Source organism: Paenibacillus sp. LjRoot153, assembly GCF_964253085.1.
Taxonomy (GTDB): Bacteria; Bacillota; Bacilli; order Paenibacillales; family NBRC-103111; genus Paenibacillus_E.
The window spans coordinates 788594-803906 of sequence record NZ_CAXUQH020000001.1 but is presented as its reverse complement, the minus strand read 5'-3'; the positions used below and the strand labels follow the sequence as shown (position 1 = coordinate 803906).

12 protein-coding genes are annotated in these 15313 nt (G+C 49.3%); 1 reads left to right on the top strand and 11 read right to left on the bottom strand.

Going from position 1 to position 15313, the window contains the following annotated elements; translation table 11 throughout:
- Nucleotides 1-49 precede the first annotated feature (49 nt).
- Entirely contained in the window at nucleotides 50-658 is a 609-nt protein-coding gene (locus tag ACSQ8P_RS03630; RefSeq protein ID WP_436233944.1) for an SET domain-containing protein, read from the top strand.
- Here the strand turns inward: ACSQ8P_RS03630 and ACSQ8P_RS03625 are convergent.
- The 11 genes from ACSQ8P_RS03625 to ACSQ8P_RS03575 form a co-directional block, all read right to left on the bottom strand.
- On the bottom strand, nucleotides 622-2763 hold the full coding sequence (locus ACSQ8P_RS03625) for an ATP-binding cassette domain-containing protein (protein WP_436233943.1): 2142 nt from the start codon (nucleotides 2761-2763) through the stop codon (nucleotides 622-624). The genes ACSQ8P_RS03630 and ACSQ8P_RS03625 overlap by 37 nt on opposite strands.
- Before the next feature lie 237 nt (nucleotides 2764-3000).
- Nucleotides 3001-4479, bottom strand: coding sequence for an ATP-binding protein (locus tag ACSQ8P_RS03620; protein WP_436233942.1), 1479 nt, complete (start codon nucleotides 4477-4479; stop codon nucleotides 3001-3003).
- Complete coding sequence (locus tag ACSQ8P_RS03615; protein ID WP_082595345.1) at nucleotides 4470-5228, bottom strand: response regulator transcription factor; 759 nt, start codon at nucleotides 5226-5228, stop codon at nucleotides 4470-4472. Before ACSQ8P_RS03615 ends, ACSQ8P_RS03620 begins: the two co-directional genes overlap by 10 nt.
- A 192-nt stretch (nucleotides 5229-5420) precedes the next feature.
- Nucleotides 5421-6299 carry a hypothetical protein gene (locus ACSQ8P_RS03610; RefSeq protein WP_436233941.1) on the bottom strand — a complete coding sequence of 293 codons (879 nt, stop codon included), beginning with the start codon at nucleotides 6297-6299 and terminating at the stop codon, nucleotides 5421-5423.
- A gap of 35 nt (nucleotides 6300-6334) precedes the next feature.
- The gene (locus tag ACSQ8P_RS03605) at nucleotides 6335-7552 is read right to left on the bottom strand and encodes a copper amine oxidase N-terminal domain-containing protein (RefSeq protein WP_436233940.1); all 1218 of its coding nucleotides are present in this window, start codon (nucleotides 7550-7552) and stop codon (nucleotides 6335-6337) included.
- Nucleotides 7553-7601: 49 nt separating this feature from the next.
- A complete protein-coding gene (gene glmM, locus ACSQ8P_RS03600; RefSeq protein ID WP_436233939.1) occupies nucleotides 7602-8960 on the bottom strand; it encodes a phosphoglucosamine mutase in 1359 nt (452 codons plus the stop codon).
- A 24-nt stretch (nucleotides 8961-8984) separates the two neighbouring features.
- A complete protein-coding gene (locus ACSQ8P_RS03595) occupies nucleotides 8985-9746 on the bottom strand; it encodes an NTP transferase domain-containing protein (protein ID WP_436233938.1) in 762 nt (253 codons plus the stop codon).
- Between the two features lie 26 nt (nucleotides 9747-9772).
- Nucleotides 9773-11602 carry a glutamine--fructose-6-phosphate transaminase (isomerizing) gene (gene glmS, locus ACSQ8P_RS03590; protein WP_436233937.1) on the bottom strand — a complete coding sequence of 610 codons (1830 nt, stop codon included), beginning with the start codon at nucleotides 11600-11602 and terminating at the stop codon, nucleotides 9773-9775.
- 32 nt (nucleotides 11603-11634) lie between these two features.
- Complete coding sequence (locus ACSQ8P_RS03585) at nucleotides 11635-12990, bottom strand: nucleotide sugar dehydrogenase (RefSeq protein ID WP_436233936.1); 1356 nt, start codon at nucleotides 12988-12990, stop codon at nucleotides 11635-11637.
- Between the two features lie 32 nt (nucleotides 12991-13022).
- Nucleotides 13023-13838 (bottom strand): response regulator, encoded by an 816-nt coding sequence (locus tag ACSQ8P_RS03580; RefSeq protein ID WP_436233935.1) that lies wholly within the window; start codon nucleotides 13836-13838, stop codon nucleotides 13023-13025.
- Between the two features lie 18 nt (nucleotides 13839-13856).
- A complete protein-coding gene (locus ACSQ8P_RS03575) occupies nucleotides 13857-15305 on the bottom strand; it encodes a glycosyltransferase family 2 protein (protein ID WP_436233934.1) in 1449 nt (482 codons plus the stop codon).
- Between the last annotated feature and the right edge of the window lie 8 nt (nucleotides 15306-15313).

Below are 15313 nucleotides of genomic sequence, written 5' to 3'. Positions count from 1 at the left end.
TATTAATAAACGACAAATACTGTCGATTTTCAATTGGGAGTGTAAGAATATGATGCATCCGCATACGGAACTACGTTACATTGATGACAAGATTGGCTTTGGCGTATTCGCTACCCGACTCATTCCCAAAGGGACGATTACTTGGGCACTCGATGATTTGGATCAAATTCTGGAAACAGAAACGGTACAAGCGCTCGAGGAAGACCGAAAGAAGCTCGTTCTGAAATACTCCTACCGCAATCAGGAGGGGAAGTACATCCTTTGCTGGGATAATGGCCGTTATGTAAACCATAGCTTTCATGCCAATTGTATTGGAACCGCATACGAAATTGAAATTGCGGTCCGTGACATTCACCCTGGGGAGCAGCTTACCGACGATTACGGCTCACTGAATGTGGATGAACCTTTTGAATGCTTCCCAGAGGAAGGCACCGATCGAACGCGAGTGATGCCCGGCGATTTGCTGCTATACGCTGATGCATGGGATGCTCAGGCATTAGACGCTTTCCGGCACTACAATGAGGTCGAACAGCCGCTGGCGCATCTCATCCGCCCGGAATTTAAAGATAAAGTAGCAATCGCTGCTAAAGAGCAGCGATTGCTGGATTCCATTCGAGTCATTCATTTTGACCGTGCTTCCAAGAATGATGTCAAATGAGGAGCGCGTTTCATTAAGTCTTGGAAAAATTCACGCTGCAGCGTGATAAAGACGACCGGTGATAACGTGTGAATCGTAGCGGTTCGGGGAATGTTGCGAAGTAAAGCCACTTCCCCAAAGAAATCGCCGTCTGACAGCACGGCAACCCGATCATTGTTTCCTGCACTGTTTCTTTTCAATACTTCGACCTTACCCCTCACAATGATGTAAAACTTATCCCCCAGATCACCTTCGTGGATGATCGTCCGTTCTTTGGCATACGATTCCGTAACGAAAAAGTGGGATATATCCCGTAATAACGATTCATCCATTTCTGAAAAAATCGGAAATAGCTTCAGCCTTCCCGAGCTAATCTCTACGTGATAGCCGTCCTCGCTAATATCGAAGCCATTCTGCTTCGTCCACGATTGTTTATAACGTCCTTCCGGCAACTTTAGTAATTCCTGATGACTGCCTTGCTCAGCAACTTCGCCTTGATGCATCACATAGATACAATCGGCATGCTCGGCTGACGCAAGTCGGTGTGTCACGGATATGACTGTCCTGGTGGCAGTTATTTGTTGTAACGTCTTGTTGATTGCCGCCTCTGTCGCCGGGTCAAGCGCCGAGGTCGCTTCATCCAGGATAAGAATGGCCGGGTTACGAATGATCGCCCTGGCGATCGCGACACGTTGTCGCTGACCGCCGGACAGACGTCCGCCACGCTCGCCAACATCCGTATCGTACCCTTCGGGAAGGCTCATGATGAATTCGTGGATTTCGGCTAAACGTGCTGCCTCCATCACTTCCTCGTCGCTAGCTTCCGGCTTGCCAAGGCGAATATTTTCACGAATGGAAGATCGAAAGAGGAAGCTTTCCTGAAACACGATGCCGATTTGAGATCGGAGTGATTGCAACGCAATTTGACGGATATCGGTTCCATCGTAGCGCACCGATCCCATCTGCGGATCATAGAAGCGCATCAGCAAGTTAATGATCGTGCTTTTACCAGAGCCGCTGGCTCCAACGAATGCAGCAAAGGTGCCTTTGGGAATCGTCAGGCTGATGCCGTTCAAACTGCGCTGCTCGGGGCTATAAGCGAACGTGACACTACGAAATTCAATGTCATGTTTAAAATGAGGCAGATGCTCGGCTTGATCATTGCTGGGAACGCTTGGCTGCTCATCGAGCAGCTCACGGACCCGCTGCATACCGGATGTCGCTTCAATAAATTGAGGCGCAAGCCAGGTTATAGCCGCAACCAAGTAGCTCAGGCTGAGCAGAATCGCGCTGAAGGCGAGCAGCGAACCGATAGAGAGGATGCCGAAGTAAGCGAGCATTGATCCCACGCAAATCGTCATCAAGTTCAAAATCATCGTACCCATATTGGTCGTACGGTCGATCAGGAAACTTAAGAAGCTGGATCGGGTCGATAACTTCCCGTATTGCAGCATACGATCGGCAAAGCGTCCAATCATTAACGGCTGAAGCCCAAACGCTTTAATGACCGGTTGCGCACTCACATTTTCCTGTACAGCTGTAGCGATGCCGGCCTGCTCTTCTTTCAACTGATAACTGGCATCATAAGCCTTCGACCCGAATAATTTCGGTCCGATCAGACAGAGCGGCAATCCGATCACCGCAAGCAGCGCAAGCTGCCATTGCAGCACGAATAGCACGCCTACGTTCAAGACAAGCCCTAGTATGGATAAAAGCGCGTAGGGAATCAGCTTGATAAACGTATCGATGGAAATGAGATCATTATTGAATCTGGAAACGATATCTCCCCCATGAATTCGATGGAAAAAGTCGGTAGAAAGGCTCTGCAGCTTCTCAAAGAGCTGCTTATAGTAATTCGTCACGATGCGGGAGCCGAGACCTGCGAACATGCGATCACGGTACATACCCACCACGACAGATGCGAGAGCGCCGGAAACCATGAAGGAAAGTATCAGAAGAAGCAAGTTATACTGCTGCGGAACGATAGCCAAATCAATAATGAATTTGTAGCTGAGTGGCATGAACGTTTCGAAGGCCAGCTCAACAAGGAGAGCGGCCAACAGAAGCGCAGTCTGCAGCTTGTACTGAAGGAAAGAAGAACAGAGCAGACGGACAAAGGAAAACATGAATAACCTCCCAATACTAAAGATAACCATTTCCTTCATTTTAACATTGCCGTTGGGTTCTACATAGCACTTCACAAAATCTAAAGCGAGCCTGTCATATATAAAAAAAACACCCTATAATCGGGTGCTTTTGGCGCCTTCTAACTATTTAGTCCACTTCAATACAACATAAAGCAGAAAACCGCAGAAAAGGAACCCTCCTTCTCTGCGGTCTTTCTATTAATAGATGGATACGAGCTATCCAACACCAGCTAAATTTGCCAATGGCTGCACATATGGACGGCTGTCATAAAGCGGAATTCTGACCTCAAAGGCGCTTCCGATCCCTAAATCGCTTCGCACGCGAATGCTTCCATTGTGAAGCTCGACAAGCTCTCGCACAATGGCAAGCCCCAAACCGGATGAGCCTTTATGCTTCACGGGTCTGCCTCGCTCCACTTTGAAGAAGCGCTCCCAGATGAGCCCTTGATCCTCCGGTGTTATACCGATTCCCGTATCGGTTACGGTAATGAGGACACACCCTTCCGATGGAACGGCCATCGCCTTTAATTCGATTGTTCCGTTCTCGGTGAACTTAACGGCATTTTTGATCAAATTATTTAAAATTTGTTCCAGTCGATCCGGATCGGCGTGAGCCTGTGGCGAATTTTCATCCACGAGGCAGTGAATCACCGTCCCGCGAAGTTCTGCTTCCGGTTGGAATTTAAAGGCCAGCTTGGACATCATCGCCTGAACATCGACTGGCAACCACACAAGATCGATTTCCTTATTTTCCAACTTCATTAAGTCGGTAATATCATCGACTAGTCGGTTCATATGTAGGGTTTCGTTGTACATGATATCGTAATATTTATCCCGCGCTCCTTCTTCGATTAAACCATCCTGAAGTGCCTCCAAAAAACCCCGCATCGCCGTAAGCGGCGTTCGCAGCTCATGGGAAACATTAGCCAAAAAGTCATGCCGCAGCTGATTCAGCTGTCTCTTTTCCAGATCAACGCGTGCAAGCTGCTCCACCATGTGATTAATGGTTGTCGCAAGCTCACCAATCTCATCCTTGGAATCGATTTGAATTCTCTCACTGTAATCACCGATGGCAATCTTGGCTGCCGCCTTGTCGATCTGTTGGATAGGTCGGCTAATGGACCAGGACAAATAGAAGGATACACCAAATGAAAAAAAGATACCGAGCAGGGTCACCCAAAGGATAGTTTCTCTCAGCTGAGTGATCGTCTCATTCATCCCTTTAAGAGGCGAATGCAGAACGATACCACCGTATACGTCGTTATCTTTTCCCCATGGGACGGCAATCGAAAGCATGCCTTCCTTAAAACCTTCAGATTGATTCCATATGGTGGGTTCACCATTCAGGACTTGGTTTACCACTTCCGTGCTGATGACCTTGCCTACGTTCACCTCATCCTTTGAAGAGGTAGTAACGATGTTTCCATTCAAATCAAATATCCAAATACGCGAATCAAAGGCTTCATCGAAAAAGCGCAGCTGCTCCTTAAATCTATCACTCGGTCCCGTCTGATTTTGAATGGCGAGATTCACCTGCTTGGCTTGCCGGATCATCTCATTACTTTTAGAGTCGACGATATAATCCTTGGCAAATATCGAAATAACGAGCCCCACCGCACATAGCCCCAGAAGCACCGTAACGATGGAGCTGGTTAGCATTTTGCGGAGAATGCTTTTATTTGCATTTAGGAACATGCAGCTACCTCAAATTTATAGCCCACTCCCCAAACCGTATGAATGCAAACATGATGACACGGGCTTAATCTTTCACGAAGTTTTTTTATATGAACGTCCACTGTTCTCATATCGCCTAAAAAATCATATCCCCACACCTGCTCCAGCAGCTGTTCCCTTGTAAACACGTCGCCCGGAGATTTCGCAAAAAAGGCGAGCAGTTCAAACTCCTTGGGCCGCATGTCAATCTTCACGCTCCCCGCGAGCACCTCTCGGCGAGCCACATGAATGACCAAATCATCAAACTCATATTGGACGGGGGCATCTACCTCAATAACCCGCTGACCCTTCTGCATTCTACGAAAGATCGCTTTAATCCGCGCCACCAGCTCCCTCGGACTGAAGGGCTTGGTCATATAATCATCGGCGCCCAACTCAAGGCCCAGCACCCGATCAAACTCATCGTTCTTCGCGGTCAGCATAATGACCGGCACATCATCATAACGCTTGGTAATCTCACGGCACGTTTCATAACCGTCGAGCCCCGGCATCATCACATCTAGAATCACAATATCAGGCTTTACTTCTGCTAAAATGGTCAGGGCCGCGACACCGTCAGGGGCTTCGATTAATTCGATGAGCTGCTGACGGAAATATAACCGGATGATTTCTCTCACATTCGGATCGTCATCCGCAATCAACACTTTCCAAGTCACAAACGGTTCACACCTTTCTATGATCCTCTCATAGATTTCTACAATCTTTTCCATTTTAAGGGGGTATACGAACTTGTGTTTCTTATATTACACAATAGGAATCGCATGACACCGCTTACAAAAAGTGACAAAAAGCCGCTATGTAAGCGCACTTCATGCCGCCAGATCCCGCGTCGCACAAGGCGTTCCCCGCTTATCCCTCAAAAAAAAGCCCTCTATGAAATAGAGGACTTAAAGAAATTATTTTCACCACGAAGATAGTGCTGTTCTCTTCCATGTATTAGGTGCCACACACACATAGACAAACCCGTCATCCCACGCCATCTCCCCTACTTCTCCAGGGGCAGTAGACGAAGCCGGCGTCATCGATTTCCTGATGCGGAGGCTGTCATCGCTGACGTCCAGCTTGGTCTTGGCATCCGAGTTTCCAATGCCGATATTGCCGCTGCTGCGATTGATGGTTAACGGATTGTCCAGTGCTTTACCATCATCCGAATAACGGATAATTTGCAGATTGGAGCCGGCATTTCCTCCGGTTTCTTCGGAGTTATCTGCACGCATTGCCCAGCGTGGCGTCGTCACATTCCCAGCATCCGCTTTGGCCCAAGTCAGATCACGATTGACACCACCGGTTCCGGCAACTCTTAAAATCCCATCCATCACATTGAAATTAGAGGAATGCGTCCGAATTTCAGCCACATCCTGGTCGAACGGAATTTCCAGACGCGTGAACAGCTCATTCGGATTTTTGCCATCAGGTGCCATTGTTGTTTCAAACGACATATGATTATGATCGTGCTGCTCCGGGTTATTCGCTTTGGCATGAGCGATAATAGCCGCCTTGTCTTTTCCATTCTCATCCAGCCAAGCGATGGCCGGCTTCGCTCGGTCTTTGGTCCACTGTAGTCGAATCAGATCCGACAAGTGACCTTCCGAAGAGATCCACTGCTTATCGGTAGAAAGATGAATCCGATCATTATGAGGAACCTCAAGGCCTCCACCCGGTAAAGACGATTCCTGAAATGTGCCTGCCGTCTCATGAACGCCTGTGAAAGCGAAAGCCATTCCTGAGACACCGATTGCCGCACCAGCCAACAGAGAGATCATCAAGCCTATTTTTTTCATTTTGCATCTTCCTCCTTCTAGTTCATCGAACCCGCTCAACGATTAGCGTTCAATAGGTCGATCCACCTCACGTAATCATGGATAGCGATGCCGATATAGCTCGGATAAGGGGAGAGGCTTTCCTTGACCTGTTTCAATTCCGACTCCATAAGTGAAGAATTCGACTTATAAAAGGTCGTATAATCGGCTTCCTTACTGGACAGCGTATCCACGGCAATAACCGCCTGTTTCTTCAGTGTAGCTGCTTCTAAAATGATGGATTTGGCTACGGCAATGATGCCGTTGCTACCGAGTGCCTTATTCCGATAAGCCATAATGACGACACTATCCGCCTTCTCCAGCAGCCACGCGCTAAAGGAGTAGCTGGATCCCGGAACGGTAAGCGTGTTTATCCAAAAGGGAATATCGAAAGCCAGCTTCATGCTGCGATCCGTGCTTTTCACTTCCGATTCAATGAATCTGATCGTAGCCATCCACCGTTCGAGCACCCAGGTTTGATTAGTCTTCCACAGGCCCAATGTGTAGGGCTCAATATCAAAATGGAAGCCTTGGAAGCGTTCGATAGCACCTACCGAAGCGTTATATTGCGTAACCGCTGCAATCCATTGCTTGATATAGATATGCTTATCTTCATATATCCAATCCGATTGGCCAGCCAGCGCCTCAACCTTGATGCCATGCTCATTCGCTCTGCGGATGAAATTCCGGTAAACATCCTGAGCCGGATATGTTTTTTCATAGCGCAGATAGATGGCAGTCAGTTTTTGGTTCGCCGCAAACTCGAGGATGCTATCACCATCCGTCTCAATCAGCTTGCTGTCCCAGATCCAAGTGGACCTTTGCGCTTTGTCCGCCGAAGTAATCAGTACCAAATTTCGTTCTCCCACCCAATCCACATCGGCCCCGAGGCTCTCACTAACCGCTCTCAGCGGAACCATGGTTCGGTCATTTTTCAGGACAGCCGGAGCGTCTAATTCCACCTGCATACCGTCAACCGAAGCAATCTTTTGACCAATGGTCAATAATGTTGTTGCGTGCTGATCGCGAAAGGTTACCTGTTCCAGTGAAGGATTCCATTCCACTTTAGCACCTAGTTTTTCAGCAATTTCTCTTACCGGCACCATCGTACTACTCGTCTGTTCATCGATGTAGGGCTGGGCATCCGTAAAGACGATCTTTTCCCCGTTGACCGCCACCCCAAGCTCCGTGTTAAGCGAGTACACCGGGAAAAATAAAGGAACGCTTGTTAACATTTGAATAAGAACCAAGCATACAATCGTCTTTCTCATAGGGACGAACGGATTAAACCACGCTATATTCAAGCTCTTCCTTTACCACCTCTACAATGCCTTCCACATAACCGGACAACTCCCTTTCATCCGGTCCCTCCGCCATCACACGCACGAGTGATTCCGTGCCCGAAGGCCGTACCAATACACGGCCACGGCCGGCCATCTCACTTTCCACCTGACGTATGACGGTATCAATGCGACGATTGCCTTCTAGCTTGGATTTATGGTTCACACGCACATTAACCACCAGCTGAGGGTATTTGACAACGGGGGACACCAGTTCGGACAAAGGCTTCCCTTCTTGTAGCATGACCTGCAGCAGTTGAACGGCCGATAACAGGCCATCCCCTGTCGTGGAATGATCCAGTAAAATGATATGTCCGGAGGACTCACCGCCCAAGTTGTACCCGCCACCACGCATGACTTCCATGACATGCCGGTCTCCGACCTTGCTTTTTAACGAGTCGAGACCGATAGTTTGCAGCGCTTGATGAAAACCAAGGTTGCTCATGACGGTAGAAACGACAGTGTTTTGAATCAAACATCCCTGCTTGGCCAGTCGAGCGGCAAGGATATAGAGGATGTGATCCCCATCCAGAATCTCGCCTCGTTCATCAACCGCAATCAGCCGGTCCGCATCACCGTCGAACGCAAGTCCCGCATGAGCCCCCTGTTCCAGCACGGCCTTACGCAAATGCTCTGGGTGCGTTGAGCCGCAATCCTGATTAATATTTAAACCGTCTGGCTGATGATGCAATAGAATAGTCTCCGCTCCCAGTTCCGCGAATAGCTGCGGAGCTAGGAAGGAAGCCGCCCCGTTCGCACAATCGAGCACGATTTTGCATCCTGACAGCGGTGTCGCAGCCGTCGACTTCAAGTAGCTCACATAGTCCTGAGCGCCCTGCGGATCATCACGCAGGGTGCCAATTCCCGCTCCCGTAGGGCGGGAAATCCGATGCTCGTCACCCTGTAAGCGGCTCTCGACTTCCGCTTCCCACGCATCCGGCATTTTGAAGCCGTCCCTGCCAAAAAATTTAATCCCGTTATCCTCCACCGGATTATGAGATGCGGAGATCATCACCCCTGCATCCATACCTGATTGCCGTGTGACATAAGCCACACCTGGCGTCGGTATAACGCCCAGCCTTACGGCATCCGCCCCGGCAGATAACAACCCGGCAGCCAAAGCTGCTTCTAGCATGTGCCCGGAGATACGGGTATCCCGTCCTATGACGACGGTGGGCCGTTTACCTTCACAGCTGCGCGTCAGCATGTAGCCAACAATAAGCCCTAATTCAAAAGCCAGCTCTGGCGTTAACTCGCGATTGGCAACCCCTCTGACGCCATCTGTACCGAAAATAGTTCCCATATCAGCTCTCCTCCCTATCACTTGTTAGGAAAAAATCCCCATGTGTTCATAAAAGGCTCGATTCGCCTCCTCCAATTGTTCAGGAGTGTTAATTCCCATCACTTCTGTCGGATCGTCTAGGATCATCGCCTCGAATTTCTTCTGGCCACCGGCAATACCGGTCTGTCGCATGACCTTCACGATATCGGTCAAGTAGTACTCCTGCTGCGCATTGTGATTGGAAATGCCAGGGAGCGCTTGAAACAAGCTTTCATTATCGAAACAGAAAATCCCTGTGTTAATTTCGTTAATCCGTTTCTGCTCAGCCGTTGCGTCTTTCTCTTCAATGATATCGACAACTTCGCCGCTTGTAGGATTTCGGATAATTCTTCCATACCCGGTTGGATCGGGAACAATCGCGGTCAACACCACACCAGCGCTTGTGTGTGCCCGCTGGGCCGCCAGCAGCATTTCAATGGTGGATTGCCTGATGAGCGGCGTATCACCCGTAAGCACCAAAGTCGAGCCACTGCGGTTACGGAGCAGAGGCTCAGTCTGATGAACGGCATGTGCCGTTCCAAGCTGATCCTCCTGCTGGACGTAAGTAACCCGCGCTCCCAAGCACTTCTTTACCAGCTCTCCCCGATGACCAATCACGGCCAAGATCCTAGTGATCGGCATCGCTTCCAGCTTGCCCACCAAACGGGCGATCATCGGTACGCCTCCGACGGGATGAAGCACTTTGGGCAGCTCCGACTTCATCCGTGTGCCCTTCCCTGCAGCTAACAAAATAGCGAATGCTTCCATGCGTGGTTCAGCTCCCCTCTGGATGGTTATTCAACTGTCACGCTTTTGGCCAAGTTGCGCGGTTTATCAATATCGTTCTCCAGAGCCAGGGAGGCATAATAGGAGATTAACTGAAGCGGCACGACGGCCAATATCGGTGCCAGGAGATGGTGGGACGGTGGGATAAAGCAGATTTCATCGACGCTATTCAGCAGTCCCACATTGCCTTCCACCGTAATCCCCATGACATGTGCGCCACGAGCTTTAACTTCTTTAATATTGCTAACTGTTTTCTCGTACAAGTCCATATGTGTAGCCAGGGCAATCACCGGCGTATCCTTCTCGATCAGTGCCAATGTGCCGTGCTTGAGCTCTCCGGCTGCATAAGCCTCCGAGTGGATATAAGAGATTTCCTTTAATTTGAGAGAACCCTCCAACGCAACGGCGTAGTCCAAGCCTCTTCCGATAAAGAATAGGCTGTCCGCATCTTTGATCGATTCGGCATACAGCTTCACCTCGTTGGCATTTTCCAGCACCTTCTCCACCTGAACGGGAAGGGCCTTCAAGCCTTGGATCAGCTTCGTATGAAGCTCGGTAGTCAGCGTCTGTCTTTCCTGGGCCAAGTAAATGCTGAACAAATAGAAGGCGAGCAGCTGAGCGGTATACGCTTTGGTCGATGCCACGGCAATTTCCGGGCCAGCCTTCGTTGCGATGACATAATCCGCATCTCGCGCCACAGAACTGGTTGGCACATTCGTAATTGCCAGTACTTTAGCACCTTGTCTTCTGCTCTCTTGCATAGCAGCAAGCGTATCCGCTGTCTCCCCAGATTGGCTCACGACGATAACGAGCGTTCGCTCCGTGATGATCGGGTCACGATATCTGAACTCTGATGCGATATCGTACTGAACCGGGATTCGTGTTAGCTTCTCAAGGACCGTGCTACCGACTAGTCCGGCATGGTAGGCGGTACCACAAGCTACGATAAAGATTTTATCCACATGTTGAAACGCGCCTGATGCGTGTGCTAATTCTGGGAAAATCACGTCGTTCTGGTCGTTGATGCGCCCGAGCATCGTATTGCGCAGCGTTAACGGCTGTTCGTGAATTTCCTTCAGCATGAAGTGCTCAAACGGCCCCTTCTCGACCTGATCTGCGCTCCAATCAATATGCAGCAGCTTACACGTCGCTGGCTCTCCTGTCTCAACCTTCGTGATGGAGACACCCTCCTGTGTAAGGATGGCCAAATCGCCATCCTCCAAGATATAGACCTCACGGGTATGCTCAATAAGCGCAGAGATGTCCGAAGCCATGAAGTATTCTCCCTGACCCACACCAATCACAAGCGGACTCGATTGTCTGACCGCGACAAGCTTATCCGGCTCATACTCCGTCATGACACCAAGTGAATAAGAGCCCTGCAGTCTCTGAATGACCGCAAGCATGGCGGTGAAGAGGTCGCCTTCATAATGCTCGGCCAGCAAGTGAGCAATCACCTCGGTGTCGGTCTCGGAAGCGAAAGTGATGCCTTTTTGCTCCAGCTCTATTTTCAACTCCATATAGTTTTCCACGATGCCGTTATGCACCACAGTGAATTTACCCGACATATCCGAATGGGGATGGGAGTTGACATCCGACGGTCTACCGTGCGTAGCCCATCGCGTATGCCCGATACCCATCGATCCTTTCAATGGCTGCTTATCCAGCTGAACCGATAAGTTGGCCAGACGTCCTTCCGCCTTGCTAATCTTGACCTGATCCTGCACCAGTACAGCGATCCCCGCGGAATCATACCCTCTGTACTCCAGCTTGCTTAATCCGTTCAGTAGAATCGGCTGTACGTCCCGCTTTCCAATATATCCTACAATGCCACACATCGTTGTTTTCCCCTCTCTCTTCTATGCTGAGTTTAAACGCCTACGGCGAGCCTCACTTCTCGCTTGCGAATACCCGTACCCAATCTATAAATATTGTCCCCTTGAATATCTACAAAAGCATTGCGCGTATCGATGATCGGCACACCAAGCTCCGCGAGTTCACGGTTGTTGAAGCAGCGGTGATTCGTGATGAGCACCATGCCGTCATATTCGGCAAAAGCGGACAGATCGTAGTTCACAGATTGTACCGTCTCACCATCTTTATCGAGGAAGGAAACGGCATGTGGATCGTAATAGTCCACTTTAGCTCCGCTCTCCCGAAGAAGCTCGTACAACTCCAGCCCCGGCGATTCACGGAGATCATCCACATCCGGCTTATACGCCATACCTAGAATAAGAATCTTCGAATTGCGGATGGATTTCGCATACATATTGAGAATCTGCGAAGCTTTATATCGGACATACTCCGGCATATTATCATTAATAGATTGTGCGAGTTCGATGAACTTGCTGTAGAAGCGGAATTCCTTCGCTTTCCACGATAAATACATCGGATCCAGCGGAATGCAGTGACCGCCGATGCCAGGTCCCGGATGGAACGGCATAAAGCCAAACGGCTTTGTCGACGCAGCTTTGATGACTTCCCAGACGTCAATGTCCATTTTGTCGCACATCATGGCCATTTCGTTAATGAACGCAATGTTAATACTGCGAAACGTATTCTCCAGCAACTTAGACATCTCCGCTACTTTCGGCGAGGAGACAGGAACAACGTCCTTCACTACATGGCTGTATAAGGTAACACCGAGGTCGATACACGATTCCGTCGTACCACCGATAACCTTTGGCGTATTAAACGTGTTGAATTTGGGATTACCCGGATCGACCCGCTCCGGCGAGAAGCAGAGGAAGAAATCCTTGCCCACCTTGAGTCCTTGCGCTTCCAGCTCAAACTGGATGAGCTCCTCCGTCGTTCCTGGATAGGTGGTGCTCTCCAGGATAATCAAAGCTCCGCGCTTGAGATTTTTCTTGATCTCCCGGACTACACTCTGAATATAAGAGGTATCCGGATCTTGGTTTTCACTGAGTGGCGTCGGTACGCAGATGGAGATCGCATCCAGCCTTTGAACCGTATGGTAGTCGTCGGTCGGAATAAACCGGCCGGACTCAATCGCGTTCGCCACTTCTTCGCTCGGAACGTCTTGAATATACGATTGGCCGCTTTGAAGTGACTCTACCTTCCGGAAATCGAGATCGATGCCGTATACCGTAAATCCGCCCTTCGCCATCTCCATGCATAGAGGCAGCCCTACATAGCCGAGACCGATGACCCCGATTTCGGCCGTTTTTGTCTGAAATTTATATTTTAATTGGTTATATGCGTTCATTATGATTACACCCTCTCACGTTATCTCGTTTATTAGCTCAGACGGGAACTCAGTTTTTTGATTCTCCACTCCAGCTCCGAAATGGAGAAGGGCTTCGTCACATAATCGGATGCGCCTAATTCAAAGGCACGGTCCATACTTTTCGGCAGCTGCTTATCCGTAAGAACGATGACTTGTCCTTCGCCGTCATAATCCCTCTTGATTTTGTCGATTAACTGGTATCCGTCAAGAATTGGCAGGTTCAGCTCCGTGATCACCAAGTTCGGCATCGTTCTCTCAAATTTCTCGAGCGCTTCACTGCCATCCTTGGCCTCTTCTACCTTGTAACCGTTGATCTCAAGACGCAGCTTGACGAACTCTCTGCTCACCTCGTCCGGATCGGCAATGAGAATCGATGTAATTCCCTGCTGAACGCCATGATTCATGAACAGGTGAATATCTCGGCTCTCCCCTTTCCCTAGCAGCGTCGTCTGGAGCATCTGTGACATCGATTGTTCCGTCAGCTCCCCACTCTCCGGGAAACTGGCGACGACCGTCTGACCTTCGAGCAAATCTTGCTGGTCTAGGAACTCTTTGAGTACGAGCGATGCATAGTGGGTATTAATAAGCTTTTGCCCAGACAAAACGATTCCCAGAAGGCCGCTTGGATCCATGTAGAAGCAATGAAGAGATGCCTCCGGATCAAAGCCGCTCACATAGGATTCCATTTGTTCCAGTACCTTCTGGCCCACCGCTGCGCATGGCGCAAGGATCATCCCGCATGGAGCACCCTTTTCATAGGAAACCTGAACCTTTTCTGCTAATTGCAACATGGCTTCTTGAATCGGATCATGAACTAATACCGCCATCTTCTCCACTCCTCTTATCTATTTATTAAAATTAGTACGGACCATCGTTCCCCACGAATTGTTATTTCGCAGGAATTGGACATGTCCGTTTAATCTCCACCAAACACCAATTTGCCGATAACCCGCAAACATCAAGAGTGAATACAAGATCATTTTGTTCAGGTCACGCAGCTTGGGATATCGGCTGAAGGCCGTTTCTTCAATAAACAAGGCCCCCAGGCTTAAGGCAAAACAGGAGAATAAATTGACTAACGAAAAGATAACAACGGTGTACCAATCCGTCATATTCAGCATCCAGTAGCCCAATATAGCCAATAGGCCGCTGAGGCGGAAATACGGATTCAGTGTTTCAAACACAATGTTATAGGGAAGTGTCAGCAGCCCAAATATTTTGTATTTCGGACGCAGCACCATGTGAATACCTTCTTCAATCATATTTTTCAGATTCCCCCGCCCCCAGCGCTTACGCTGGCTGCTCAAGATCCGGTACGAATCAGGGGCTTGTGTCCAGCAAACAGCATCTGGGCAAAACGCTACCCGGTAGGGAATTTTATTGTCCAAGCAGTAACGGTGAAGCTTAATGACAATGTTCATATCTTCACCGGGGTAGCCTCCACGGTAACCGCCGACGGCGATGATCTTTTCCTTTTGAAACACACCGAAGGCACCCGAGATAATAATGAGACCATTGACCGCGCTCCAGCCGATCCTGCCCCCGAGGAAGGCTTTCGTATACTCGACGTTTTGCAATGCCGGCAGCAGCTTACGAGGAAATTGAACATCCTTCACAATGCCGTCTTCCACCGTACAGCTGTTCACGATTCGAACATTGCCCCCAACGGCGACCGTCTCCTCGGGGTTCTCCATGTAGACCCGGGCAATCCGCGTTAAGGCGTCCTTTTCAAGCAAAGAGTCCGCATCAATCGTGGAGACCAACGCATAGTGGGAAAGATTAATACCTGCGTTTAACGAATCTGCCTTCCCGCCATTCACTTTATCTACCAAATATAGATTGGGATACTCGGAATTATGGTACACCCCTCTGACTTTTCCGGTCTTAATGGAGCTGGACAGTACCGGATGAAGGAGCTCAAGCTTGAATTCTTCAATCATGCACTTCAAGGTCCCATCTTGTGAACCGTCATTGACGACGATCACCTCATATTCCGAATAATTGAGCGCCAGCAGTGACCTTACGTTCTCAATAATGGTTAACTCCTCGTTATAGGCCGGTACCAACAGGGAAACTGGCGGGAGCTGGCTGGAACTGGATAGCTTATTGATCCGATTGTATTGGATTCCCCGCTTAATCGAGAAAATATGCCGAATCGAAAATCCGAAAATGAAATAATAGAGCAGGGTGACAAGAATAACGTAAAAGAGCGCGGCATAGCTGTAATAGAACAAAAACTCCCTTAGTCCTTTTAGGAATGAATCCAACACCACTTGATATCCGAAAACCCACATGTTTACGC